This window comes from Cupriavidus sp. P-10 (assembly GCF_003402535.2).
Lineage (GTDB): Bacteria > Pseudomonadota > Gammaproteobacteria > Burkholderiales > Burkholderiaceae > Cupriavidus.
This window is the reverse complement of the sequence record NZ_AP025172.1, coordinates 1570181-1594253: the sequence shown is the minus strand read 5'-3', so window position 1 is coordinate 1594253 and position 24073 is coordinate 1570181. Positions and strand designations below refer to the sequence as shown.

The 24073-nt window shown below is 68.4% G+C and carries 24 protein-coding genes; 23 read left to right on the top strand and 1 reads right to left on the bottom strand.

Annotated elements, in window-relative coordinates:
- Positions 1-5 precede the first annotated feature (5 nt).
- From CTP10_RS37355 to CTP10_RS37250, 22 genes are all read left to right on the top strand, one after another.
- Positions 6-722, top strand: coding sequence for a toxin-antitoxin system YwqK family antitoxin (locus CTP10_RS37355; RefSeq protein WP_116318343.1), 717 nt, complete (start codon positions 6-8; stop codon positions 720-722).
- A 4-nt stretch (positions 723-726) separates the two neighbouring features.
- Positions 727-1113, top strand: a complete 387-nt coding sequence (locus CTP10_RS37350) for a DUF4280 domain-containing protein (RefSeq protein ID WP_116318342.1) — start codon at positions 727-729, stop codon at positions 1111-1113.
- 7 nt (positions 1114-1120) lie between these two features.
- Entirely contained in the window at positions 1121-1399 is a 279-nt protein-coding gene (locus CTP10_RS37345) for a hypothetical protein (protein ID WP_116318341.1), read from the top strand.
- A 20-nt stretch (positions 1400-1419) separates the two neighbouring features.
- The gene (locus CTP10_RS37340) at positions 1420-2427 is read left to right on the top strand and encodes a substrate-binding periplasmic protein (RefSeq protein ID WP_233527999.1); all 1008 of its coding nucleotides are present in this window, start codon (positions 1420-1422) and stop codon (positions 2425-2427) included.
- A gap of 20 nt (positions 2428-2447) precedes the next feature.
- Entirely contained in the window at positions 2448-3722 is a 1275-nt protein-coding gene (locus CTP10_RS37335) for a dicarboxylate/amino acid:cation symporter (RefSeq protein WP_116318339.1), read from the top strand.
- 16 nt (positions 3723-3738) lie between these two features.
- Positions 3739-4440 carry an aspartate/glutamate racemase family protein gene (locus CTP10_RS37330; RefSeq protein ID WP_116318338.1) on the top strand — a complete coding sequence of 234 codons (702 nt, stop codon included), beginning with the start codon at positions 3739-3741 and terminating at the stop codon, positions 4438-4440.
- Positions 4437-5870: a dicarboxylate/amino acid:cation symporter gene (locus tag CTP10_RS37325; RefSeq protein WP_116318337.1), complete on the top strand. Its 1434-nt coding sequence runs from the start codon at positions 4437-4439 to the stop codon at positions 5868-5870. The genes CTP10_RS37330 and CTP10_RS37325 overlap by 4 nt, the downstream gene beginning before the upstream one ends.
- A gap of 31 nt (positions 5871-5901) precedes the next feature.
- Positions 5902-6414, top strand: coding sequence for a hypothetical protein (locus CTP10_RS37320; protein ID WP_116318336.1), 513 nt, complete (start codon positions 5902-5904; stop codon positions 6412-6414).
- 75 nt (positions 6415-6489) lie between these two features.
- Positions 6490-7818: a type VI secretion system baseplate subunit TssK gene (gene tssK / locus CTP10_RS37315; protein WP_116318335.1), complete on the top strand. Its 1329-nt coding sequence runs from the start codon at positions 6490-6492 to the stop codon at positions 7816-7818.
- Between the two features lie 25 nt (positions 7819-7843).
- Positions 7844-8596, top strand: coding sequence for a DotU family type IV/VI secretion system protein (locus CTP10_RS37310; protein WP_116318334.1), 753 nt, complete (start codon positions 7844-7846; stop codon positions 8594-8596).
- Between the two features lie 37 nt (positions 8597-8633).
- On the top strand, positions 8634-12809 hold the full coding sequence (locus CTP10_RS37305; protein WP_116318333.1) for a type VI secretion system protein: 4176 nt from the start codon (positions 8634-8636) through the stop codon (positions 12807-12809).
- A gap of 7 nt (positions 12810-12816) precedes the next feature.
- A complete protein-coding gene (gene tssA, locus CTP10_RS37300) occupies positions 12817-13968 on the top strand; it encodes a type VI secretion system protein TssA (RefSeq protein ID WP_116318332.1) in 1152 nt (383 codons plus the stop codon).
- 52 nt (positions 13969-14020) lie between these two features.
- Complete coding sequence (locus CTP10_RS37295; protein ID WP_116318331.1) at positions 14021-14935, top strand: hypothetical protein; 915 nt, start codon at positions 14021-14023, stop codon at positions 14933-14935.
- A gap of 134 nt (positions 14936-15069) precedes the next feature.
- On the top strand, positions 15070-15270 hold the full coding sequence (locus tag CTP10_RS37290; RefSeq protein WP_147316193.1) for a hypothetical protein: 201 nt from the start codon (positions 15070-15072) through the stop codon (positions 15268-15270).
- 155 nt (positions 15271-15425) lie between these two features.
- Positions 15426-16412 (top strand): Bug family tripartite tricarboxylate transporter substrate binding protein, encoded by a 987-nt coding sequence (locus CTP10_RS37285; protein WP_116318329.1) that lies wholly within the window; start codon positions 15426-15428, stop codon positions 16410-16412.
- Positions 16413-16426: 14 nt separating this feature from the next.
- Positions 16427-18091, top strand: coding sequence for a malonate decarboxylase subunit alpha (gene mdcA / locus CTP10_RS37280; protein ID WP_116318328.1), 1665 nt, complete (start codon positions 16427-16429; stop codon positions 18089-18091).
- Positions 18092-18109: 18 nt separating this feature from the next.
- Complete coding sequence (gene mdcC, locus CTP10_RS37275) at positions 18110-18421, top strand: malonate decarboxylase acyl carrier protein (protein WP_116318327.1); 312 nt, start codon at positions 18110-18112, stop codon at positions 18419-18421.
- On the top strand, positions 18418-19341 hold the full coding sequence (locus CTP10_RS37270) for a biotin-independent malonate decarboxylase subunit beta (RefSeq protein ID WP_116318326.1): 924 nt from the start codon (positions 18418-18420) through the stop codon (positions 19339-19341). Before mdcC ends, CTP10_RS37270 begins: the two co-directional genes overlap by 4 nt.
- Complete coding sequence (locus CTP10_RS37265; RefSeq protein ID WP_116318325.1) at positions 19334-20047, top strand: biotin-independent malonate decarboxylase subunit gamma; 714 nt, start codon at positions 19334-19336, stop codon at positions 20045-20047. The genes CTP10_RS37270 and CTP10_RS37265 overlap by 8 nt, the downstream gene beginning before the upstream one ends.
- A gap of 13 nt (positions 20048-20060) precedes the next feature.
- Positions 20061-20735 (top strand): malonate decarboxylase holo-[acyl-carrier-protein] synthase, encoded by a 675-nt coding sequence (gene mdcG / locus CTP10_RS37260; RefSeq protein ID WP_158577639.1) that lies wholly within the window; start codon positions 20061-20063, stop codon positions 20733-20735.
- Entirely contained in the window at positions 20729-21571 is an 843-nt protein-coding gene (gene mdcB, locus CTP10_RS37255; RefSeq protein WP_116318323.1) for a triphosphoribosyl-dephospho-CoA synthase MdcB, read from the top strand. Before mdcG ends, mdcB begins: the two co-directional genes overlap by 7 nt.
- A gap of 57 nt (positions 21572-21628) precedes the next feature.
- Positions 21629-22492 carry an acyltransferase domain-containing protein gene (locus tag CTP10_RS37250; RefSeq protein ID WP_233527997.1) on the top strand — a complete coding sequence of 288 codons (864 nt, stop codon included), beginning with the start codon at positions 21629-21631 and terminating at the stop codon, positions 22490-22492.
- Here the strand turns inward: CTP10_RS37250 and CTP10_RS37245 are convergent.
- On the bottom strand, positions 22489-23202 hold the full coding sequence (locus CTP10_RS37245; protein ID WP_116318321.1) for a GntR family transcriptional regulator: 714 nt from the start codon (positions 23200-23202) through the stop codon (positions 22489-22491). The genes CTP10_RS37250 and CTP10_RS37245 overlap by 4 nt on opposite strands.
- 137 nt (positions 23203-23339) lie before the next feature.
- On the opposite strand from CTP10_RS37245, the gene CTP10_RS37240 reads away from it, so the two are divergent.
- Positions 23340-24065 carry an alpha/beta fold hydrolase gene (locus CTP10_RS37240; RefSeq protein WP_116318320.1) on the top strand — a complete coding sequence of 242 codons (726 nt, stop codon included), beginning with the start codon at positions 23340-23342 and terminating at the stop codon, positions 24063-24065.
- The last annotated feature ends 8 nt before the right edge of the window (positions 24066-24073 follow it).

Here is a 24073-nt window from a genome sequence, read left to right as displayed (position 1 = left end):
CGCCGATGCACGCCACCGCCCCCCTGGACACTGCCGCTAACGCCAACGCCGCGCCCACCGACACGCAAGTCGTCGAGGAACGCGACGCCGCGGGCCGGCTGCTGTCGCGCTGTGGCCTGGCCGGCGGGCTGCCGCAAGGCCGCATGGAGCGCTTCGCCCCGCACGGTACGCTGTTGCTGGAGGCGGACTATGTGGCAGGCAAGCTGTCGGGCTGGCTGCGCAGCTATGACGCCGCCGGCGAGCCGGTGCTGGCTTCGCACTATGCCGGCGGCCTGCGCCACGGTCCCAGCCAAAGCTACCAGCAGGGCCGCCTGGCTTGCCGCGAGCACTACGTGAACGGCGTGCTCGAAGGCGAGCGCAACTGCTATGGGCCTGCGGGCGAGCTGGTGGCGCAGGCAGTGTTTCGCCAGGGCCTGCTCGAAGGCGAAGCGATCTGGCTGCACGAAGGCGTGGTGGTGCGGCGCAGCCGCTTCCGTGCCGGCAAGCTGGACGGCGAGACCCGCAGCTATGCGGCGGACGGGACCCTGACGCTGTCCGAGCCCTTTCGCGCCGACCTGCTGCATGGCACCGCACGCCGCTTCGACGAGGCCGGCCGTGTCAGCTGGCAGCGCGACTACATGGAAGGCAAGCCGCGCGGCGAATGGCGCGCTGCGGCCGCGACCGACAACGGCGCCGCCGCGCCGAGTTTTTCCCGGCGCCTCGAGCGCTGGGTCAGGGGCTGAAACGATGGGCATCCAGGTCAATACCGGCACCACCATGCAGTGCAGCTTTGGCGCGGCGCCGTCGACGTTGTGCGTGCTGCCGGTCAATCGCGTCATGGCCGGCGCGCCGGCGGCCAACGTGATGGACAACAAGCCGATCGTCAATATTCCGCCATTCGGCAGCTGCAACTCGATGGCCAATCCCGTGGTGGCGGCAGCCACCGCGGCAGCGTTGGGCGCGCTCACGCCGATGCCCTGCGTGCCGGTGACCACCGCACCCTGGATTCCGGGCTCGCCCACCGTGCTGATCGGCGGCATGCCTGCCCTGCAGAACACATCCAAGCTGATGTGTGCCTGGGGGGGCGTGATCCAGATCGTGGCGCCGGGCCAGACCACCGTGATGACTGCCTGAAACCAATATGACCTACGTCTTTTCCATGACTTCGCGGATGGTAGCCATCGCCGTGAGCTGCGCGGTGGTGCTGTGCGTGCTGTTGTTCCTGATGGGTATCGAGATCGGCGCCCGCCTGGCGCATCCGGCCGCCGGCCCCGTGCTGATGCCGGGGCAGACACCGGCGCCGGAGCCAGGCCAGATGCCCGTGCAGGCTCAGCCCGCCGCGCCCGGGGCCGTCGCCGAGGTGGCGACCGAAGTGCCGACCGATGTGGCAGCTATTGCCAGCCCCCCCAAGATTCAATGAAACCGAACGGATTTCGCCCCATGTCATTTGCTGACTTTCCCGTTGCGCCGAGCTTGTCAGGCGCAGTCTCTTCCCGCCTGAGCCGCGCCGCCGCGAGGCTGCGCGCCCCGCTGGCCTGCATGCTGGCCGCAGTGGCGGTCGGCCTGCCGGTAGCGGTCGGGGCAGCCGGCACGCCGGGTGCCGCCCGTGCGCTGCCGGCCAGCGCGTCGGCCAGCGCGTCGGCCACCACGCCGGCCCCCGCCGCGTCGCCGGTGGTGACCTCCACCGGCCTGGTGCAGATGCCTGACGGCCGCCTGCTGGCGCCGGAGTTCGCCCGCATCTACGAGCGTGGCGAACTGGTGGTGGCGGTGCTCAAGGTCGACCAGCCGCCCTTCTTCCAGGAGCGCAACGGCCAGCTGGTCGGGCTCGATATCGACCTGGCCCGTGAACTGGCCCAGAAGCTGAACGTCCGGCTGCGCTTTAACCGCGATGCCACCACGTTCGACGGTGTGGTCAGCCTGCTGGCGCAGGGCAAGGCCGATATGGCCGTCAGCAAGCTGTCGCGCACGCTGCCACGCACCCAGATCATCAGCTTCAGTTCGCCCTATCTGCGCCTGAACCGCGCACTGCTGCTCAACCGCGTCAAATTCGCCCAGCTGGCGCGCGGCCGGCCGGTGCCCGACGTCATCCGCGCCTATGACAGCTCGATCGGCGTAGTCGGCAATTCCTCCTACTCCGAGTACGTGATGAGCAATTTTCCCAAGGCCTATGTCACCCGTTACCCGACCTGGGACAGCGCGCTCAAGGCGCTCGACGCCGGCCAGGTGACCGCGGTCTACCGCGACGAGTTCGAGGTCAAGCGCGTGCTCAAGGCCGACCCGACCGCGGCGCTGCGCCTGCGCGTGGTGACCCTGCACGACCTCGAGGACACCCTCGGCATTGCCGTTAACGTGTCTGCGCCGGCGCTGCTGGCCTTTGTCAACCAGTTCCTGGCGGAGCGGCCCAAGCACCTCGAAGTGGCTGATGTGCTGGCAGCCGCCGCTCAGTAAGCACCAGGAGAAAAACCAAGATGAACGCGACCAAGCTATATGCCTTTGCCCTCAACCCGTGGGTCGTGATCGGGAGCCTGACGCTGGGCGGTGCCATGGGCCTCATGTGGCCCGCGATGGCGCAGCCGCTCGGCGTGGTGGGTGATCTCTATGTGGATCTGCTCAAGATGACCACGCTGCCTTTCATGGTGTCGGCGGTGATCTTCAGCCTGCAGCGCCTGTTCCGCGACGGCGGCGCTTCGCGCCTGCTGATCCGGGTGGTGACGGTGTTCGTCGGCGCCTCGGTGCTGGTGGCGCTGGTGGCCGCGGTGGTGCTGATGCTGCTGAGCCCGGGCACCAACCTGTCCGCCGCCACCATGCAGACGTTTGGCGCCATGGTCGGCCATGACAGCAATTCCAGCGATACCGTCATGAACCTGTACGGTGCCGACATCCCGGAGAAGTCGCTGCGGTTTTCCGATGTGCTGACCAGCCTGATCCCGACCAATATCTTCGCCGCGCTGGCCAACGGTGACGCGCTCAAGGCGCTGGTGTTCGCGCTGCTGTTCGGGCTGGCGGTGGGACGCGTGCCGGAACGCATTTCTATTGGCCTGAGCCTGTCGCTGGAGACGATCTATCACGCCTGCCAGAAGCTGATGCACTGGCTCAGCTACCCCCTGCCGGTGATCCTGTTCTGCATGAGCGCGGCCCAGCTCGGCAAGTCCGGCTTCGAGCCGCTGCAGGCTATGCTGCAGTTCGTCATTGCCTTCTTCGTGGCCTCGGTGCTGCTGCTGGCGCTGGCGGTGGCCATCATCTGGAAGCGTTCCAACCAGAGCCTGAGCGAGACCCTGAACGCGCTGCGCGCGCCATTTGCGCTGGCCCTGGCCACGCGCAACAGCGCTGCCTGCATGCCTAGCATGATCGAAAGCCTGGTCGACAGGCTGGGGTTTGCGCGCGCGCGCGTGGAACTGCTGGTGCCGCTGGCGGTGTCGCTGCTGCGCGTGGGCCCGATGGTCTACTACGTGTGCGCCACGCTGTTCATCGCCCAGCTCTACGGGCGCGCACTCGGCCCGGTCGAGATCGCCACGGTGGTGATGGCCTCGGTGCTGGCGGGCTTTGCCTCGGCTGGCATGACGGGCCTGGTCACGGTGTCGCTGGTCGGCATGACCTGCGCCTACCTCGGCCTGCCGTTCGAGGCGGCCTTCATTCTGTTCCTGGCGGTCGATCCCGTCTGCGACATGCTGCGCACGCTGATCCTGGTGATCGGCAACGCCGCCGCAGTCTCGGTGATCTGCCCGCGTCCTCTCAAAATCTAACAGCAAGCGGCGCGTCATGGCGATGATCGGCATTCTGGGCGGCATGGGGCCGCTGGCGACGGTGGATTTCATGGACCGTGTGGTCCGGCTGACGGATGCCTCCTGCGACCAGGAGCACCTGCCCATGGTGGTGGCGCACCTGCCGCACACGCCGGATCGCTCGCGATCGATCCTGGCTGGCGACGGGGCGCCGCTGCCGCACCTGCTGGCGGGAATCGACCTGCTCAACCGCAACCAGGTCGGGCTGGTGGTGATTCCGTGCAATTCCTCGCATCACTGGTACCGCCAGTTGCGCGAGCGCAGCAGCGCGCCGATCCTGCATATCGCCAGCACCTGCGTGGCGGCGCTGCCGCACGGCACCCGCCGCGTGGCGGTGCTGGCCACGCGCGGCGCGCTGGCTTCGCGCATCTACCAGGACGCGCTGGCCGAGCGCGACATCCAGCCGGTGGTGCCGGACGAAGCCGTGCAGGCCCAGGTCGACACCTGCATCCGCGCGGTCAAGGCCGGCGCGCTCGAGGCCGCCGGCGAAGCCCTGCAGGCTGCGCTGGCGCCCCTTGCCGCGCGCAATATTGACGTGGCCATCATGGGTTGCACCGAAATCCCGGTAGCGCTGCGCCAGCTCGGCCTGGCGCCGCTGACGATGATCGACAGCACCCTCGAACTGGCGCGCGCCACCGTGGCCTTCGCCATGGAGCGCGGCTGGAACAAGGCCCAATGAAAGCCCTGCGCTGGCTCTCCAACTCCTTTCCGGGCCTGCTGCTGTGCCTGGTGGCCGGCGCTGGCGCGGGCATGGTGATGCCTCCACTCGGCACGCTGGCATGGCTGTTCGGGCAGCTCTACCTGTCGGTGGTCAACATGGCGTCGGTGCCGCTGCTGGTGGTGGCCACGTTCTTTGGCCTGCGCCAGGTGCTGACGCTGCCGCGGCCGGGCCTGCGCACCGGCACCCTGCTCGGGGTTGGCGTGGCGCTGCTGGCCCTGTGCGCGGTGGCAGGCACGCTGGCCGGCGTGCTGATGGCGCCCGGTGCCGGGCTGACGCAAAGCGCCGGGGGCGAACTGGGCCAGCTGATCCTGAAGCGCGTGGCCGACGGCGGCGAGGTCCGCATGGACCTGGCCGGGCGGGGCGCGGACGACAGCACGGCAGCCATTGCGGGGGTGCCGGTGGCGGAGCTGGAAGACATCGTGCCCGACAACTTCTATCGCGCGCTGGCGCAGGGCCACACGCTCGGCATCCTGACCGGCACCATCCTGTTCGGCCTGGCGTTCGCGGCCCTGTCGCGCGAGCAGACCAGCATGCTCAGCAACGTGTTCGAGGGCATCTACCGCACTTTTGAAAGCATCATCGCCCACGCCAACCTGCTGCTGCCGGTATTGGCGTTCGGGCTGGCTGCGCACCTGGCCATGCACACCGATTCCGCCACGGTACAGGCGATGGCAGGGGTGCTGTCCAGCTTTACGGCGCTGTGCCTGCTGCTGAGCGTGGCCGCGGCGCTGGCCATCGCGCGCTGCGCGCGGCTGCCGCTGGCGCAGGTGATGACCGAGCTGAAGGGGCCGATGATGGTCGGCCTGGCTTCGGGCAGCGCGACGGCGCCGATCCCGCATGCGATCGAGGTGATGAGCACGCGCCTGGGCTTTCCGCGCGGGCTGGTGGAACTGACGATGCCGTTCGGCTCGGTCTTCCTGCGCGCCGGCTCGGCGCTGTATTTCGGGCTGGTGGCGGTGTTCGTGGCCAACCTGTACGGGCGCCCGGTCGGTGCCGGCGAACTGGCCTGGATTGCCGGCGCCGCCACCGTCGCGGCCTGCCTGTCGGCCGGGCAGAACGGCGTCGGCACGGTGGCGTACTCCGGTGTGGTGCTGTCCGGCCTGCAATTGCCGATGGAAGCCGCCGGCGTGCTGCTGCTGGCGGTGGACCCGATCTGCGACGGTCCGCGCAACGCGCTCAGCCTGATCTGGACCTGCGCAGTCGTGGCGCTGGTGTCGGTGGGCCTGCCCAGCGAACGCCCGGCGCCGCAGTCGGTGCAGATGGAGGAGCGCGGCGGTGTGGTGCTGCGGCTGGTGTTTACGCGCGCGCAAATGATGCTGCTCGGCGCCTGCGGGCTGGCCGCGGCGGCGCTGATCGTGCTGATGGGAATCGGGGTGGGCGCCAAATGATGGCCGTCCGCCGACAGTCTGGAGACATGCAATGAAGGTAGTGTCGATCTGGCGTGGCAGCGCGGGTCGGGCCGGTGCGCTGCTGCTGGCAGGCACGCTGGCGGCTTCGACAGTGCTGCTGGGTGGCTGCTCGGCGCCGTCGTTCCTGGGTTTCAAGGGCGACCGCGTCAAGTGGAAGCAGGTCGTCCTGAATGCTGCCGACGACGCCAACGGCAACAGCCCGGTGGCGGTCGACGTGGTGCTGGTCAGCGACGAGGCGCTGCAGGGCCGGCTGGTCGAACTGCCCGCCTCTAAATGGTTCGCGGGCCGGACCGACCTCAGCAATACCTATCCTGGAAGCCTGCGCTTCCGTAGCTGGGAACTGGTGCCGGGACAGCGCCTGGAAGTCCCGCCTCAGGAATTCGAAGGCCCGCGCGTGACGGCCGTCTTCGTGTTTGCCAACTACCCGGAACCGGGCGCGCATCGCGTCCGGATCGATCAATTCAGCGGCACGCTGGCAGTCCAGCTCAGCAGCAGTGCCGTCAGCGTCTCGACAAGCAAATGAGTGTTCTGCAATCTTCTTCCCGGGGCCGGCATCGCGCCGCGGCCGTGGCAGCCCTGACAGCCGCTGGAGCCATCCATGCGTGACAACCTGACACTGGTTGACCGTGTCGAATGGCACGAAGGCATGCTGCTGGCACCGCAGCATTTCCAGTTGCTGGGGGCACGCCTCGATTCGCTGGTGGCCTGGCAGACGCTGGCAGCGGCCCCGTTCAGCTGGGGGGTCCGGCGCCTGGTGTTCGACACCGGCCTGCTGCCGGTGGGCATCGTGCGCGTGCTGCAGCTCGACGCGGTGATGCCGGACGGCACCGCGGTCTCCTACAGCGGCGACGATGAGCGGCTGGGGCCGCTGGAGCTGTCGCTGGCACCGTTTGCCGAACAGCTCGCCGCCGGCACGGTCGATATCCACCTGGTGCTGCCGGTGGCGGGGACCATGCGGCGCGATGCGCAGGTCCGGCGCTTCCGCTCGGTGCTCGGGGCCCCGGTCGAGGACGAGGTGTCGCAGGCACCGCCGGCGGACATCGCACGGCTGGTGCCCAACCTTGCCCTCAGTGCCGGCGCGCAGCCATCCTCGCTCTATGTGTCGCTGTGCCTGGGCACGGCCTACAAGGACAACGAAGTGGTGCGGCTGGGCGAGCGCCTGCCGCCGCTGCTCGAGGTGGGTCGCGACACCCCGCTGTGGACGGCGGTGGCGTCGATGCTCGGGCAGTTGCGCAGCAAGGCCGCATTCGTCGCCAAGCAGACCGCGGTGCCATCCTCCAAGGCCGACGACCGCCTGACCCAGCTCGAGCTCAGGGACCGGCTGCGCTGCCTGCTGACCGACCTGCCGCTGGTCGAGGCGGTGCTGCGCACGCCCCACCTGCATCCGCTGGCCCTGTACCTGGCGCTGGCCTCGCTGCTGGGGTCGCTCAGCATGCTGCGCCCGGGCGCGCTGCCGCCGGTGCCGCACGATTACGACCACGCCGACCCGATGAGCGCGTTCGCGCCGCTGCTGCGCGCGGTGCGCGAGTCGCTGGCAGAGGTCAGCGAGGCCTACCGCGAGCACAAGTTCGAGTTCCGCCACGGCGCCTTCGAGATCGCGCTGCAACCGGACTGGATCGGCGAACACCTGGTGGTGGGGCTGCGCGGGCAGTCCGAGCGCGATCTGCGCGCATGGATGGATGGCGCCATGGTGGGCTCGCAGTCGGCCTACCCGTCGCTGCGCGCGCACCGCGTGCTCGGCGCCGCGCGCCGCGTCGTCGAGCATGCCGACGAGCTCGGCGTGCGCGCCGGCTCCGGCTATGTGTTGTTCGAGATCGAGGCCGATCCGGCGCTGATCCACGGCAACGAGGCCATGGTGATCGGCAATCCGAACGAGGGCGCCAGCGCGCAGCGGCCGCAGGAAGTCCTGCTGTTCGTCAAGGGATGACAGACCACATGAACGCAATCTGAACATGGCACGCTATCGACCCGAAGCCGAGGACGACGACCTCGCCGGCGAGCAGTTCCGCGCCTTCCTGGACGAACTGGTCAATGCCCAGGTGCGCTTGTCCGAGAGCGCCGATGCCACGCCCGAGGCGGTGGCGCAGGGCATGAGCCGCCACCTGCTGAACCTGCTGGAGCTGCAGACCCTGCAGTCGCGCCGCGACAGCACGCGCTTCGAGATGGAGGACGTCGCCGACGCCCGCTACCTGAAGGCGGTGCTGGCCGACGAGATCCTGCTCAACACCGAGTGGGCGGGACAGGCGCAGTGGCATGCCCACCTGCTGGAATCCACGCTGTTCCGCACCAATATCGCCGGCGACGAAGTGTTCCGCCGCATCGAGCAATTGCTGCTGGATCGCGAGCCATCGCGCCGGAAACTTGCCCGGCTGTACCTGTTTGCGCTGGCGCTGGGCTTCCAGGGGCGCTTTCGCGGCGCCGATGCCGACGCGCGCCTGCGCAGCCTGCGCGAGGAGCTGTATGAGTTTGTCTACCAGCGCCGTCCCGACATGAGCGGGCGCGACCGCGTGGTCAGCGAGGCGGCGTACGCGCACACGCTGTCGCATATCGCGCCGCGCAAGCTGCCCACCATGACCCGCTGGACCGTGGTGTTCGCACTCAGCCTGGTCAGCGTGCTGGCCCTGTCCGAGGTGCTGTGGCTGTGGCAGTCGTGGCCGCTGCGCCAGGCGTTGCGCGCCGATACGGTGGTGGGAGCCAATCCATGAGCCGCATCCAAGCAGAAGCTGGCAAGGGAGCCATGGCATGCTGACCAGCAATCTCTTCCTGCTCTCGATCGGCGTGCTGACGCTGGTCGCATTCGCCGTGCTCGGCCTGGTGCTGTACTACGCGGCACAGGGCGGGCGCGCCAAGCCCGCCGGCGAGCGCAAGATCGTGCGGTTGCGCACCGATACGCTGCGCGCGGCGTTTCGCCAGGCGATCGAGCTGATCGAGGGGAATCTCGCCTCGCGCGCGGAGCGCTACAACATCCCCTGGATCATGGTGCTCAACGAGGGCGACGACGCCCGGCCGCTGCCGATCGCCCAATCGGGCGTGTCCAGCGCGCTTGGCACCGACGCCGCCAACGCGGCCGCCACCCAGGGCATCTCGTGGCACTTCTTCGACCGGGGCGTGGTGATCGACATCAACGCCGGCTACCTCGGTTCGCCCGATGACGATGGCGATGAAAAGCCCTGGGACGAGTTCCTCGGGCTGTGCCGCAACTACCGTCCGCAGCGTCCCTTCGACAGCGTGGTGGTGACGGTGCCGGTGGCGAAGCTGCTGGCGGATGACACCGACGCCCAGCTCGAACTGGTGCGGCGCGCCAAGCTCGTGCACCGGCGCCTGTGGCTGGCGCAGAACCGCTTCGCGGTGCGCTTCGCCGTCTACGTGGTGGTGACCGGCGCCGAAGCGCTGCCGGGCTTCGCCCAGTTCGCGCGGGACCTGCCCGAGCCGATGCGAGCCAGCATGCTGGGCTGGTCCTCGCCTTACGACCTGTCCGCCACCTACCATTCGGACTGGGTCGAGGCTGCCATGTCGGCGATCGTGCGCAGCGTGTCCGACAGCACCGCCGAGCTGCTGGCAGCGGCGCCGCCCGACCTCGACGCGCGCCAGCTGCTGCTGTTGCCGGCCCGCATCGAGGCGATGCGCGCGCAGCTGCAGCGCTATATCGACGAGTTGCTGCGCCCGAGCGCCTATCACGAGCCGTTCTTCTTCCGCGGCGTCTACCTGACCGGCGACAGCGGCGAGCTGGCGGCGCAGGGCCTGAGCGATGCGCCGCGGAGTGAGCCGGCGCCGGAACGCGAAGACAGCGGGAGCCTGCCGGAGCGCATCGAGCCGGTGCTGGATGCCGGCGACAGCGTTGTCGGCAACGCCGGCGGCACGCGCCTGACCGAGCTGATGCTGCAGCCGGCCTTCCTGCGCGACCTGTTCGACAAGAAGATCTTCCTGGAATACGGCCTGACCCGGCCTTCGCGCTCGCAGCACCTGGCCCGTCCGCTGGTGCACCGCGCGCTGCGCTGGGGCGGCGTGGCGCTGGTGGGGGTATGGGGTGTCGGCCTGGCGGTGGACGCCTGGCAGCTCGGGCAACGCAAGGCGGAACTGCTGGCAGCGCTGGATGGGCTGCGCACTGCCGGCCAGCAGCGCGCGCAGGCGGCGCAGGCCGGCCAGGACCTCCCGCCCGAGTGGTACCGGCGCCAGACGCTCGGCCTGATCGACATGAACCAGCGCCTGCTGGCGCAGTCGACCTGGTCCGTATTCATGCCGGGTTCCTGGAGCCTGTTCGACGATCTGGACGGGCGCGTGCGCGAGCACTTCCAGCGCGACTTCGGCAAGGTGGCACTGCCCACGATCCACCGCGAGCTGCTGGCGCGCGTCAGCCAGCTCACCGGTGTCGCGCGCGACCCCAGCACCGGCGAGCTGGTGATCGGCGACGACTGCGCGGCGCCCGCGGGCGCGCGCGGTGATGCGGGCAGTGGCGCGGGTGGCGCGGGCCGTCCGCGCAGCCTGGCGATCGAAGACCTGACCGAGATGCGCGCGCTGCAGCAGTATGTGGCGGCGGTCGACCAGTTCGAAGCCGCGCTGTCGGCGCTGCAGCGTCTGGAACGCGGCGGTGAAGGGCGCAGCGAGGCGCTGCGCACGGTGGTGCGCTATGCGCTGGGCGCGGAGCTGCATGGGGACGTCTCCGGCACCTTGTCATATTTCCGCACCGACGGCGGCGCCGGGCGCGGCGCGCAGGCCATGACCGGCAGCGCGCCCGCGGTAGGCCCGGCGCAGGTGCTGCAGCCGCTGCGCTGCAGCTACGACAAGGGCGCGCGCCAGCTCGAGGCGCGCCTGTTCAGCGACAACGCGCTGCTGGTGGCAGAACGATCGGTCCGGGGCGGCCTGGAGGCGCTGGGCGGCGCCGGCACGGACTTCAGCCATGTGCTGGCCGACTATCGCGAGATCGTGGCGGGCATCGGCACGCAACAGGAGCTGCTCGCGGGCGGCAAGGCCGGCTGGCTGCGCCAGCCGCAGTTCGCGCCCGGCCAGGCCTACGAACGCCTGCTGGCACAGGCCGCGCGCAGCCGCCTGCTGGGCGAGGACCTGGTGGCGCGCCAGCGCGAGCGCGCGCGGGACGGCTTCGCGGCGCTGCGCGAGGAACTGGCGCAGCGCTTCAGCGGCCCCGAGCCGGGCATCGTCTGGCAGGACAAGGAGGGCCGCTACACGGTGGCGCCCGAACGGCTGGCGCTGCGCGACCGCCTGGCCGCGCTGGTCAACCAGCCCTTCATGGCCGCGCCGCGCGACCTGCCGCTGCCCGCGCTCAGCGCGGGCACGGTGGTGAACTGGGACCGCCAGCAGCTCGACCAGGCGATGGCCCTGGCCGAGACCCGCAAGCGCTTCGTGGGCGAGGGCCTGGCCGACCTGCCGGGCGCCTCGCGCGATACGGTGGCCCGCACCATCGACGCGCAGTTCGCCCGGCTGGTGATGGACCAGGTAGCGGCCGCCGCGGTGGTCGCGCCGGCCGGCGCCGGGGGCAGCACTGGCAGCACTGGCAGCGACAGCGCCGCCTTCGAGGCCGCGCTGGGCCGGCTGGCGAAGATCAAGGCCGCGCTGGCCGAGATGCACGCCACGGCGCGCGTGGAGGATCTCGATTCGCTGGTCTCGCGCGATGCGCTGGCGCACCTGCGCGCGGTCGACGAGGCACTGCAACAGTCCGAGCTCTATGCAATCCGCCAGTCCGGCGGCGATGCCCGCGGCCGGTCGCCGATGCTGGCGGCATTCGGCCTGAGCGACGCGGCCGGGCTCGGCCCCTACCTGGACCAGCAGTCGGGGCGCGCACTGGCGCTGGGGCGCGAGGCCTCGGTCTACCTGGGCGTGCTCAACTCGGGCGATGCCGCTTCGCCGCTGGCGCAGCGCTGGCTGGCTATCACGCGCGACCTCGAGCGCTACCGGCTGAAGAACCCGAACAGCCATCTGCTGATGCTTGAGCAGTTCATCCAGGGAATGGCCGCCGATGGCGGCCGCGGGGGCTGCTTTGCCCGCTTCGCCAGCCGCCTGCCGCGCGGTGCCGACGACTACTTCGCCACGCTCCAGGCTCGCGTCTACGAGGGCTTGCTGGCGCGCTGCGCGCAGGGGTACTTCGCCGAGCTGCAGCGCCAGTGGGACGGCTTCTCCGCGACCTTCAACGAACGCGTGGCGGGGCACGCGCCCTTTGGCGCGGCCGTGCAGGGCGGGGCCAGCCCGGCCGAGCAAACCATGGCGGACTACGGCGAGCTCGGTCGCGTGCTCAAGCGCTACGAGCAGGTCTCGGCGGTCTATCGCGAGCCACGCGGCGACGGGCCGCTCAAGGGCGTGTCCGCAGGCATGCCAGTGCACCAGTTCATCGACAACTTCGAGCAGGTCAGGACGCTGCTTTCACCGCTGTATCCGGTGGATGACAGCACGCCCGGCGGCTACGACGTCAACGTCGACTTCCGTGTCAATCGCGGTGCCGAACTGGCCGGCAACCAGATCATCGACTGGAGCCTGAGCATCGGCGCGCAGAGCCTGTCTCAGCAGGAGGCACCGCGCTCTCTGCGCTGGGAGTACGGCATGCCGGTGATGCTGACACTGCGCTTCGCCAAGGATTCGCCGCTGCAGGCCACGGCGGACCCGCGCCAGCGCGCGCTGTCCACCGACGGCAGGTCGATGACCTGGCGCTTTGCCGATCCCTGGGCGCTTATTTCGTTTATCGGGCGCCAGCGCGTGGCGGATCCTTCGCTGCGCGCCGAGGGTGCCGCGTCGCTGCTGCGCTTCGATTTCCCGCTGGCGTCGGCCACGCCGGCAGATCTGAGCGCCGTGCCGAAGCAGGGGCAGGGCCGCGTGTTCCTGCGCATGGCACTGACCCCGGCCGGCAAGAAGACGCCGCTGCCGTGGCCGCGCAGCTTCCCGACCAAAGCTCCCGACTGGACCCCGCTGTGAGATCGCTATGACCATGAGACCGCCGAATCTTGCCGAGGCCGCGGGCATGCCGCCGCTGGACCTTGAAACCCTGATCAGCCCGGTCCCGGGCGACGCGCCTGCCGGCATCTCGCTGCGCTACGACCCGCTCTATCCGGCAATCCGCGCCGCGCGGCACCAGGATGACGCCACCCTGCCCATGGGCGAGTGGGAGCGCCCGCTGGCCAAGGCCGACTGGGGCCGTGTGGCCGCGCTGTGCAGCGAGGCGCTGGTCGGGCGCAGCAAGGACTTCCAGCTGGCCGCCTGGCTGTGCGAGGCCTGGACCCACATGCACGGCGTGGCCGGGTTTGTGGCCGGCACGCGCGCGCTCAGCGCGCTGGCGCAGCACTACTGGGACGACGCCCATCCCGCCATCGAGGATGGCGACAGCGACGCGCGCTGCGCGCCCTTCGCCTGGCTCAACGAAATGCTGCCGCTGGTGCTGACGCTGCACGTGCCGCTGCTGACCTTGCCCGACCTGGATGTGCCGGCGGTCTCTCTGGAGCGCTGGGAACGGACGGCCACGGGCGGCGAGGAGGGGCTGAGCCGCGACAACCTGGTGCGGCGCGCCGGCGAGGGGCGCAACCAGGCTGCGCTGGTGGCAATGCGGCGCCAGCTCGAGGATGCCATGCAGCGTTGGCACGAGTTCGATCTCGCCATCGATGCCCGGCTTGGCGGCGATGCCCCCAGCCTGCGGCGCGTGCCGGAAGCGCTGCAGCGCCTGCAGCGTGCTGTCGCCGCGTTGCTGCAGGGGTATGACGAGGTGCCGCAGGCACAGGCGCCGGACGCCGGCGCGCCGGCCGTCATGGATGCCGCGGCGGACATTGCAACGGAGGCCAGCATGAATGAATGGCAGGAGCCGATACGGGCTGCGGCCCAACCCTTGCCCGCGGTCCCGGGGGCTGGCGCCGGGTTGGCCGCCGGCCACCCGGCGAACGGCATTGCGAACCGGGCCCATGCCTACCGGCTGCTCGAGGAAGTCGCGGATTTCCTGGCGCAGCACGAGCCGCACAGCCCCACGCCCTACCTGCTCAGGCGCGCGGTGAGCTGGGGCCAGATGCCGCTTGCGGAGCTGATGCGCGACATCCTGCGCGAGGACGGCGACGTCCATCGCTACCTGGCGTTGCTGGAACAGCAATAGCCGGAACCGTCGAATCCATGCGGAAACACCGTTTTTCTTAAGGACAACAACCATGCCGACAACTCGCGACATCTGGGTCTATGCAGCCGAGAAGGTTTCCAACAAAGGCGTTCTGGCCCGGATCGGGCATTCGTCTCGCTTCCATGGCCTGCGCAGCGCGATCAACTCAAAGGGTTCTTTTGCCTCCAAGGCGCTGGGCGGGCTGACTGCGATCGGCCGGGCCTCGCTGAGCCTGATCCCAATCCCCGTGATCGGCGGCCTGATCTCGCAGGCCGAGACGGCTGTCGAAGGCAAGCTGCGCAGCTACCTGCATACCCGCAAGCTGAACAGGGGAGGGCCGATCACGGTGGAGGAGCATGTCAAGTTCTCGCTCAAGGAAGCGAGCGTCGCCGACATGGACCGCTACCGTTTCAAGGTGACCCATTCGGTGGAAGAGATGAAGATCGCCGGCGACGCGTGGAACGCAACCGGACGCGTGGGCACGGAAAACGGCACCGCGCGCTGCGCCGGCAAGCTGGACCTGGCCCTCAAGGTCGCGCAGGCTGAGCGGCGCCTCGATATCTTCGACACCAAGGTTGCCGAACTCCAGGCGCTGCTGAGCGCCTGCTCGACCTGGTCGCAGCAATGCCGCAGCAGCGTGACCGACTACAAGAACCAGGTGCGCGAGCACTTCCTTGAGTCCGCCAGGGCCGAGGACTACCTGGCCAACTCTGCGGCGACGCCGGCCGCCAAGACCCAGGTGGCCGCCATCATCATGTCCCACCACAAGGACTGCGGCGACTTCTGCGTGCATCACGACAACAAGCTCAACACCACCTGGGACCGCCTCCGCTCGGGCGGTGCCGACGTGGTGCGCGAACTGCAGGCACCGTTTTCCGCGGAGTCCTTCCTCAGCCTGAACCGCGCCAGCTTCGAATCGGCCAACCAGGTCGACAACTACAAGCCCAAGGACCAGCGTTCGTCCTGAGGCCTACCAACCCGCCGGGTTGCGGACACGCGGGCCCATGCCGACGGCATCGTCCGCCGCACCCGGTGGGGAGCGTTAAAAACCTCAGACTTGTCGAGAGGGGCGGCCTTCACCAGCTCTTGCGCCTGATCGAGATGGCGCGACACTCCCGCTTCCGCTTCCGCTTCCGCTTCCGCTTCCGCTTCCGCTTCCGCTTCCGCTTCCGCTTCCGCTTCCGCTTCCGCTTCCGCTTCCGCTTCCGCTTCCGCTTCCGCTTCCGCTTCCGCTCCCGCTTCCGCTTCCCTTCAATGCTGGTTCTGGGAAGCGTTCGATCGTACGCCTGGAAGGGGCCCTGACGACCGGCTTCCGTCCAGCCGCCGCCCTCCGTCCTCCGCCCTTCGTCCTCCGCCCTTTTTTCGGCGCCATCGTCTCAGGGAAGACCCTCAATTCATAAATACACAACTAATATATTATGAGTCGACAACAGTGATGTCAGATAGGGAGGCGGACGATGAAGCCAGAGCGTCGCAACATGTTGCGTTTTCTGGGGGCGGGGGCCACATGGCTTGCGCTACCTCACGCGCAGGCCAGATCCTGGCCCAGCAAGCCGCTGAAAGTCGTGCTTGGCTATGCCACCGGAGGCTCCACTGACGCGACGGCGCGCATCATCTGCCGTCGGCTGGAGCAGTATCTGGAACAGCCTGTGGTCTGCGACTACAAGCCCGGCGCGGGGGCTTCCATCGGTGCCGAATCCGTCGCGCGATCCGCTCCGGATGGCTACATCCTCGGGCTGACCGACTCGGGGCCGATGAGCATCATGCCCAACCTGCGCAAGCTCGGCTACGACCCGCTCAAGGACTTCACCTACCTGTCCTACGTCTGCACCACGGGCCTCGCCCTGATCGTCAATCCGAATGTCCGCGCCAGCAGCGTGGAAGAGCTTGTGGCGCTGCTCAGGAAGGCGAAGCCGGGCGAGTACAGCTACGCCAGCTCGGGGGTTGGGTCAGTGCACCATCTGGCCGGCGAACTGTTCAAGCGCAAGGCCGGCGTCGCGCTCGACCACATTCCGTACCGTGGCGCCGGCCCTGCCATGACGGACCTGATCGGCGGACAGGTGCCCGTCATGATGGCCACGATCGGGCCCGCGTTGCCGATGATTGCGGCAGGCAAGGTGCGTGCACTCGGCGTGACATCGGCAAAGCGCTCGCTTGCCTTGCCGGAGGTCCCTACGCTTGCCGAACGCGGCCTGCCGGGCTACGAGGCGACGTTGCGCTTCAGCATGGTCGCGCCAGCGGGCTTGCCCAAGGAGGCGGCTACCCGGCTACAGGGCGAACTACAGAAAGTCATGGCGGACCCGGCGGTGATCAAGGAGCTGGCGCAACTGGGCAATGATGAGATCAGCGCACGTTCCCCAGCGGAAGTCGCGCAACTCACGAGAGACGACCTGAAGAAGTGGGGCACCGTCATCCGCGAAGCCGGCATCACACTAGACTCCTGACCAGGCGGCCGACCATGAATCCGACACCACAGGTCGCGCCGCGCGCCTGGAACACGCTGGCCGACGACAAGGCCTCCCGATTGGCCCTGGCCGCCCACCTGGCACGGGGCAAGCACGTCGATGCGGCTGACGCCGTCGCGCTGATCGAGACCATCCTGCGCCCGGGCGACCGCGTCTGCATCGAAGGCAATAACCAGAAGCACGCCGATTTCCTGTCCGCGTGCCTGGCAAAGGCCGACCCGCAGCGCGTGCACGACCTCCATATCGTGCAGTCCAACCTGGCGCTGGCCTCGCACCTGGATGTGTTCGAGCGCGGCATCGCCCGCGACCTCGACTTCTGCTATTCCGGCGACCAGGGCGTGCGCATGGGCCGGCTGATCAAGGAAGGCCGCATCCGCGTTGGCGCGATCCACACCTACCTCGAACTGTACAGCCGCTACTTTGTCGACCTTACGCCCCGGGTGGCGTTCGTCGCCGCGCAGAGCGCCGACGCACAGGGGAACCTCTATACCGGGCCGAACACCGAGGACACGCCGGCAGTCGTCGAAGGCACCGCCTTCAAGAATGGCATCGTGATCGCACAGGTCAACGAGATCGTCGACGTCTTGCCCCGCGTCGACGTGCCATCGGACTGGGTGTCGTTCGTCGTCAAGGCGCCGAAGCCGCACTACATTGAGCCGATATTCACGCGTGATCCGGCGCTGATCAGCGAGGTGCAAGTCCTGATGGCGATGATGGTCGTCAAGGGGCTGTACGCGCCGTATCAGGTGCGCCGGCTCAACCACGGTATCGGCTTTGATACGGCGGCCATCGAGCTGATCCTGCCGACCTACGCCGAGTCCCTCGGCCTGCGCGACAAGATCTGCGAGTACATGAGCGTGAACCCGTGCCCGACACTGATTCCCGCCATCGAGTCGGGCTTCGTCAAGGGCATCCACTGTGCCGGGTCGGAGCTGGGCATGGAGCGGTACGTCGCGCAGCGGTCCGATGTCTTCTTCACCGGGCCGGACGGCTCGATGCGGTCGAACCGGGCGTTTTGCCAGCTCGCCGGCCATTACGCGGACCTGTTCATCGGCTCGACGCTGCAGATCGACCTGGAAGGCAACTCATCCACCGCAACGCTTAACCGCATTGCAGGCTTCGGCGGCGCGCCGAACTTCGGCAGCGAGTCGCGCGGGCGGCGGCACAGCAGTCCCGGATGGCTGAAGGCGGGGGCGGAGGGCCGGGCGGGACTGTCCCGCATGCCGCGCGGGCGCAAGCTCGTCGTGCAACTGGTGGAGACCTTCCGCGAGAAGATGCAGCCGACCTTCGTCGAGCGGCTCGACGCCTGGCAACTGCAGGAGGACTTTGCCCTCGACTTGCCGCCGGTGATGGTCTACGGCGACGACGTGACGCATATCGTGACCGAGGAAGGCATCGCCCACCTGCACCGGTGCGCGACCTTGCGCGAGCGGGAGCAGGCCATCCGGGGCGTGGCGGGATATACGCCGGTCGGCCTGGCACGGGACCGCCGCGAGGTGGAAAACCTGCGCGACAAGGGCATCGTGCAGCGGCCGGAAGACCTCGGCATCGACCCGCGCCTGGCGACCCGCGACTTGCTGGCCGCCAGGTCGGTCAAGGACCTCGTGCGCTGGTCCGGCGGCCTGTATGACCCGCCCAAGCGTTTTCGTCACTGGTGAGCGGACATTGGAAATCCTATGCAACGTCTTGAATACGAATTCGGCCCGTTCCCGCCGTACCAGTCCCGCGGGACGCAACCCACGCTGGTCGGTGTGGTCGGCTCCGGCAACCTGGAGGCACTGGTGGAAGCAAAAGAACTGGGCGGCCGCATGCGTTTCGTGGTCGATACCTCAATCGCCGGGTTTGACACCACGTGGGAAGCGGTGCTGCGCGACTTCGCGGACCGATATCGCAAGGGCAACCTGATTATCACTGTCAACGACGCTGGCGCCACGCCGTCCGTGGTATCGCTGAGGCTGGCACAGGCGGCCGAGGAGTTGGGCTTATGACAACGCAGACACTTGCCGCCAGGGCTGACGGGTCGCGCAGCTACTATGAAGCCACTGCACGCCAGCGTGTGGCCGGGTTGTTCGACGCCGGCTCGATCCGGGAAATCCTGCCGCCGCAGGAACGTGTGGTCAGTCCGCACCTGCCGACGCTGGGCATCCCAGTTGCTTTCGACGACGGCGTCATGATTGGCCGGGCCCGCCTGGACGGGAGCGACGTGCTGTTTGCTGCCGAGGAGCCGGGCTTCATGGGAGGATCGGTCGGCGAGGTCCACGGCGCCAAGCTGACCGGACTGCTGAAGCTTGCCGCCCGCGACAAGCCGGCCGCCGTGGTGCTGCTGTGGGACACCGGCGGCGTCAGGTTGCATGAAGCCAATGCGGGACTGATCTCGATTTCCGAAATCCAGCGGGCGGTGTTCGAAGTCCGTGCCGCAGGGGTGCCCATCATTGTCGTCTGCGCCGGTGCCAATGGCTGCTATGGCGGCCTCGGCATTGTCGCGCGATGCTGCGACCACATTGTCATGACGGAGGAGGGGCGGCATTCCGTGTCCGGTCCCGAGGTCATCGAATCGCAGAAGGGCGTGGAAGAGTTCGACGCGCGCGACCGGGCGCTGGTCTGGCGCACCATGGGCGGCAAGCACCGCTACCTGCTCGGTGAGGCCGGCACATTCGCACGCGACACGATGGAAGACTTGCGCGGGGCGATCGGCGGTCTGCTTGGCCAGTCCGTCCCGCTATCGCTGGATGCCGTGTTGCGCGAGCACCGGGCGCTGGCGCGTCGGCTGGAACGCTTCGGCGCGACGCAGGATGCCATGGAGATCTGGGGCGCACTGGGTGTTGAAGATCCGGCCGCCGTGCCAATGCTGGACACGGAAGCCTTTGTCGCCATGGCCAACACCGTACGGGAGCGTGCCGATGCCTGACGTGATCTCATTGTGCGAGCAGCTTTTCCCGCAAGGGCATGATGTCGCGTTGCATGGCGAACTGGTGCGCGGCACCGGGCTGAGCGGGGACATGCCTGTCGCGGTGGTTGGCACCGCGGGGCACGCGGCAATCGGCGTCGACCTCGCTTTCGCACTGGCGGCTGAGGTGCTGAACGTCGTCGCGCATCACCCCGGCAGGGCCATCCTGATGCTCGTCGACACGCAGGGACAGAAGCTGGCCCGGCGCGACGAACTGCTCGGCAATGGCGGCTACCTTGCGCATCTCGCAAAGTGTTTCCAGCTTGCGCGGGTGCAGGGTCACCGGCTCCTGAGCCTGGTCTATGGCGAAGCGGTCAGCGGTGGCTTCCTCTCGCTTGGCATGATTGCCGATCGCACCTATGCAATGAAGACCGCGCAGATCCGGGTGATGGCCTTGCCGGCGATGTCGCGCATCACGCAGATTCCACTGGAGGATCTCGAACGCCTTTGCCAGACCTCGGCCATCTTCGGCCCGGGCGTGGAAAACTATGCGCGGCTCGGCGCCGTCGACGCGGTATGGGACAGCGCGGATGGCGAACTGGCCAGCCAACTGGAACGTGCGCTGGCACAGCCGGCAGGCCCGGATGCCAGGGCACGGCAGGGCATGGAGCGCGGCGGGCGCACGCATGCGGACCGCGTCATCGCCGCAGTCCTGGCAGATGGTTGACGGGAGCCGCGTGATGCAGGAGCTCCATGGACCATGGCGGCACCGCCGGGTCTGGCTGAAGCCGGACGTCGAAGCCCGCGAACTGGCGGTGGGCGGGGATGAGCGCGCCGCGGCCGCCATCATTGAGCGGGCGAGGCAGGGACTGCCATTCGTTGGCCGCAGCGCCGGCGTCCACGACCGCCCGGGATGGCCAACGCTCGGGCTGGCCTTGGCACGCACTGCCGGTGAGCGCATCCGGTTGTCATGCGGCGTGCCGCGTCATGTACTGGCCCGCGTCGAGCCGCCGCTGACGTTGAGCGAAGCGCTTCCCACGCTGCCAGCAGAGGCTGGGCATTTCGCCGCGGCGCTGGTGACGCAAGCTGCCGAAATCGACATGACCCTTTGGGTGTACGGTTCGGCTTTCTGGCAGCACGCCGGCGGCGGCAACTATTGGCGCGACACGTCCGACCTCGATCTGTTGGCTCGTCCGGCTAGCGCCGCGCAGGCCAGTGAATGGCTCGACTACCTTGAGAAGATCGAGGCTACAGCGCCGCTGCGCATGGATGGCGAAATCGAGCTTCCTTCCGGGGGTGGCGTCTCGTGGCGCGAACTCGCCGGGAAGAGTCGCAAGCTGCTGGTGAAGACGGTCCGGGGCCACGCCTTGCTGCCACGCGCTGAAATCCTGGAATCGTGGGAGGCTTCATGCTGAAACAGCCCGCGCTGGCTTCGCCGGCTTCCCCGGCGATCGCCGCCCGCAATGCCGCCGTGCGCGCGCTGCTCGGCGAGCTGGTCACCTATCCGAAGCCCGGTCTGGTCAGTCTCGTCGATACCGGCAGCCATGCCGACATGGACAGCGCGACCTTTGTCCGCAGCACGCTGTCGCTACGGCACTATTTCTTCGACATGGCGCGCGCCGGGGCTGCTGGCGAGGCATTCCGGACGCTGCGGGACATCGCGATCGAGGCGGAGGCGCGCATGCTTCGCGCGACGGGCGGCATCAACACGCATCGCGGCGCGATCTTCCATATTGGCTTGCTGGCCGCGGCTGCCGGCTGGCGCGAGCAGCGGGACGCCACGCGGCGGGAACCGCTGGGAAGCCTGGTCCGGCACCGCTGGGGCGAAGACATCGCCCGGCACGGCCGACGTGCCGACGCCCACGGCAACCGCGCCAGCGACCGATACGGCGTAGGCGGCGCGCCGGCGGAAGCGGCCGCGGGCTTTCCGTCGGTCTACCGGCTGGCGTTGCCGGCCTATCGCTTCGCGCTGGCGCGCACGGGCTCGCCCAACCACGCCAGGGTGCAGGCCTTCTTTGCCTTGATGAGTGCGCTGGACGACACGAACCTGTTGCACCGTGGCGGCGCCCAGGGGCTCGCGTTCGCAAGGGCAATCGCGCGCAGTTTCCTGCAAGCCGGCGGTGTGCTGGCACCAGGCTGGCAGGATTGTGCCGTCCGCATACACCACGCCTTTCGCGAACGGTGGCTCAGTCCCGGCGGCAGTGCCGACCTGCTGGCGGTGTGCCTGTTTATCCATGCGATGGAAGGGTGAACGAGCATGCAGGAACTAGCGATCCTTTGTCCAGGGCAGGGCAGCCAGTCGCCTGACATGTTCCATCTGGTCATCGGGCATGCTCGCGGGCGAGAAGTGTTGGAGGCGTTCAGTGACGCAGGTGCCTGCGACCTGGTGGCCCGGGCCCGCGCGGGCGATCGGCTGTTCGACAACGACTATGCCCAGCCGGCGCTCGTGGCACTAGCCTGCGCCACATGGGCAGTGCTCGAGCCGTGGGTGCCGCCGCCGGCGCTGTTTGCCGGCTACAGCGTTGGCGAGGTATCGGCCTGGAGTTGTGCGGGTGCGATCGACTACGCGGACGCCGCGACCACCGCGCAGGCCCGCGCGGCAATCATGTCCGCACACGCGCCGCCGGACTGCGGCATGCTGGCCGCCGGCGGGCTGCCCATACCGGTTTTGCTCTCTCACGCCAGCGGCTTGCACCTGGCCATCGTCAACAGCGACGATCATGTCGTCCTGGGAGGAAGAGTGGACGAAATGGTCGCCGCGCAGGACCGGCTATCCAGCCACGGCGCATGGACTCGTCGCCTGGACGTTCACGTTCCATCGCATACGCCATTGCTGGAAGCTGCCTCATCCGAGTTCGCGGCGTGGCTGCAGCGGATACGCCCGCGGCCAATTTCGGCGCCCGTCATCCGTGGTACTGACGGGCGCCGCTGCCTGCGTCCGTCGGACCTGCTGGAAGCACTGCCGCGCGCTATTGCGCAGCCGATCCGGTGGGGCGATTGCCAGCGCGAGATAGCGGAATGCGGGGCTGGCGTACTGCTGGAACTCGCCCCGGGGCGTGCGCTGGCGCGGCTTGCCGACAGCGCGGAGCGGCACTTTGTGGCACGCTCGGTAGCCGACTTCCGCTCGCTCGAGGCCGTGGCCGAATGGGTGAGGAATCGTCTTGCCGACTAACGATAGTCACCCAGGACCGTGGCCCGCGTGAACTCTTCGATGTTGTCCAGTAGTGCGTCGAGCGCATCGCCGGCGCCGTCCACCTCGCCGCGCGCAATCGCCGATGCCACGGCGGCGTGCAGCTTCGACATCGTGGGCAGGTCCGCTGCTTCCTTGTAGTGCAGGTACCAGAACCGGCGCGACAGGCCGTGCATCAGCCGCATGGCGCCATCGGCGAATTCATTGCGCGCAGCCACCAGGCAGAGCTCGTTGAATTCGCGGTCGGCACGTACGAACGCGACGTCGTCGCCGTTGCGTGACGACTGTTCGAACTCCTTGGCCACCCGCTTGAAATGGTCGCGTTGCTCGGGCGTGGCGCGCCGGGCGGCGCTGCGGCAGATCAGGCGCTCTACCTCGCGGCGAGTCTCCAGCAGGCGCAGCTGTTTGCCGACGTCGATCGGCGCGATCAGCAGGCCGCGCTGCGGCAGCACCATGATCAGGTGTTCCCGCGCCAGCCGCTGGATCGCTTCGCGAATGGGCGTGCGTCCGATGCCGGTCATTTCGCTCAGCTGCAGTTCCGATACCGAACTGCCTGGCGCCAGTTGCAGCGTCACGATGGCTTCCTCGATCTGCTCATAGGCCAGGTCGGTCAGCTTGCCGCGCTGGCCGGCAGCCTCTTCAGTCTCTGGTACAGCCGCGGGGCGTGTGCGGGTAGCGGTTTTAGCGGTCATGGCCAACTGTCTGGGAACATGGAAAGCCCATTGTATATGAGCCGTACGCATCTTTTGTACACAGCGGATTCCATGCTTGCCTGCGCGCTGTTTTCTGCTACTATCCGACTAATATATTAGATGTGTGCGGAGACGGCATGACGGACGATGACGTATTGGTCGTGGGGCAGGGTCCGGTAACGGTGGTCGCCGTGCATGGCATCCAGGGCACGCGCGGCGCGTGGTCGCCGCTGGCGGAGCAACTGGCCGACCGGTGCACTTTTGTCCTGCCCAACCTGCCGGGACGAGGGGAAGCGATGCCCCCAGCCGCCGCGCAGGCGTGCTCGCTCGAAGCCTACGCGCAAGTGCTTCGCCGCACGCTTTCCACCCACGTGCGCGGACCTTTCGTGCTGGCCGGATGGAGCATGGGCGTGTCTGTCGTGCTGGCCTATCTTGCCGATGACCGCAAGATGCCGGGCCAGCCGCTGCCGGCAGAGCTATTGCTGGTGTCCGGAACGCCGCAGCTCAACGCGGTGCAATGGTTTGAGCCTGCGGCACCCAAGGCGTTGCTGGAAGCGATTGCCATGCGCGAGAGGCGATTGGGGCTGCGCGAGGCAGCGGACCATCGCACCGTGGCCTGGACCTGGGAATCGATCCGCCACACAGACCAGCGCCCAGGGCTCGGCCTGGTGCGGTGCCGGACGCTCGTCATCCACGGCAGCGAGGACGACGATTGCCCGCTCACGCATGGCGCGATGCTGGCCAACGGTATCCCCGATGCCGAACTGGTCGTGCTCCACGGTGCGGGCCATAGCGTGCTGACCCAATGCACGCCGGAAATCGCCCGTCACCTGCGTGAGCGCTGGCCTGCGCAGGTGGTATAGCCGCGCCA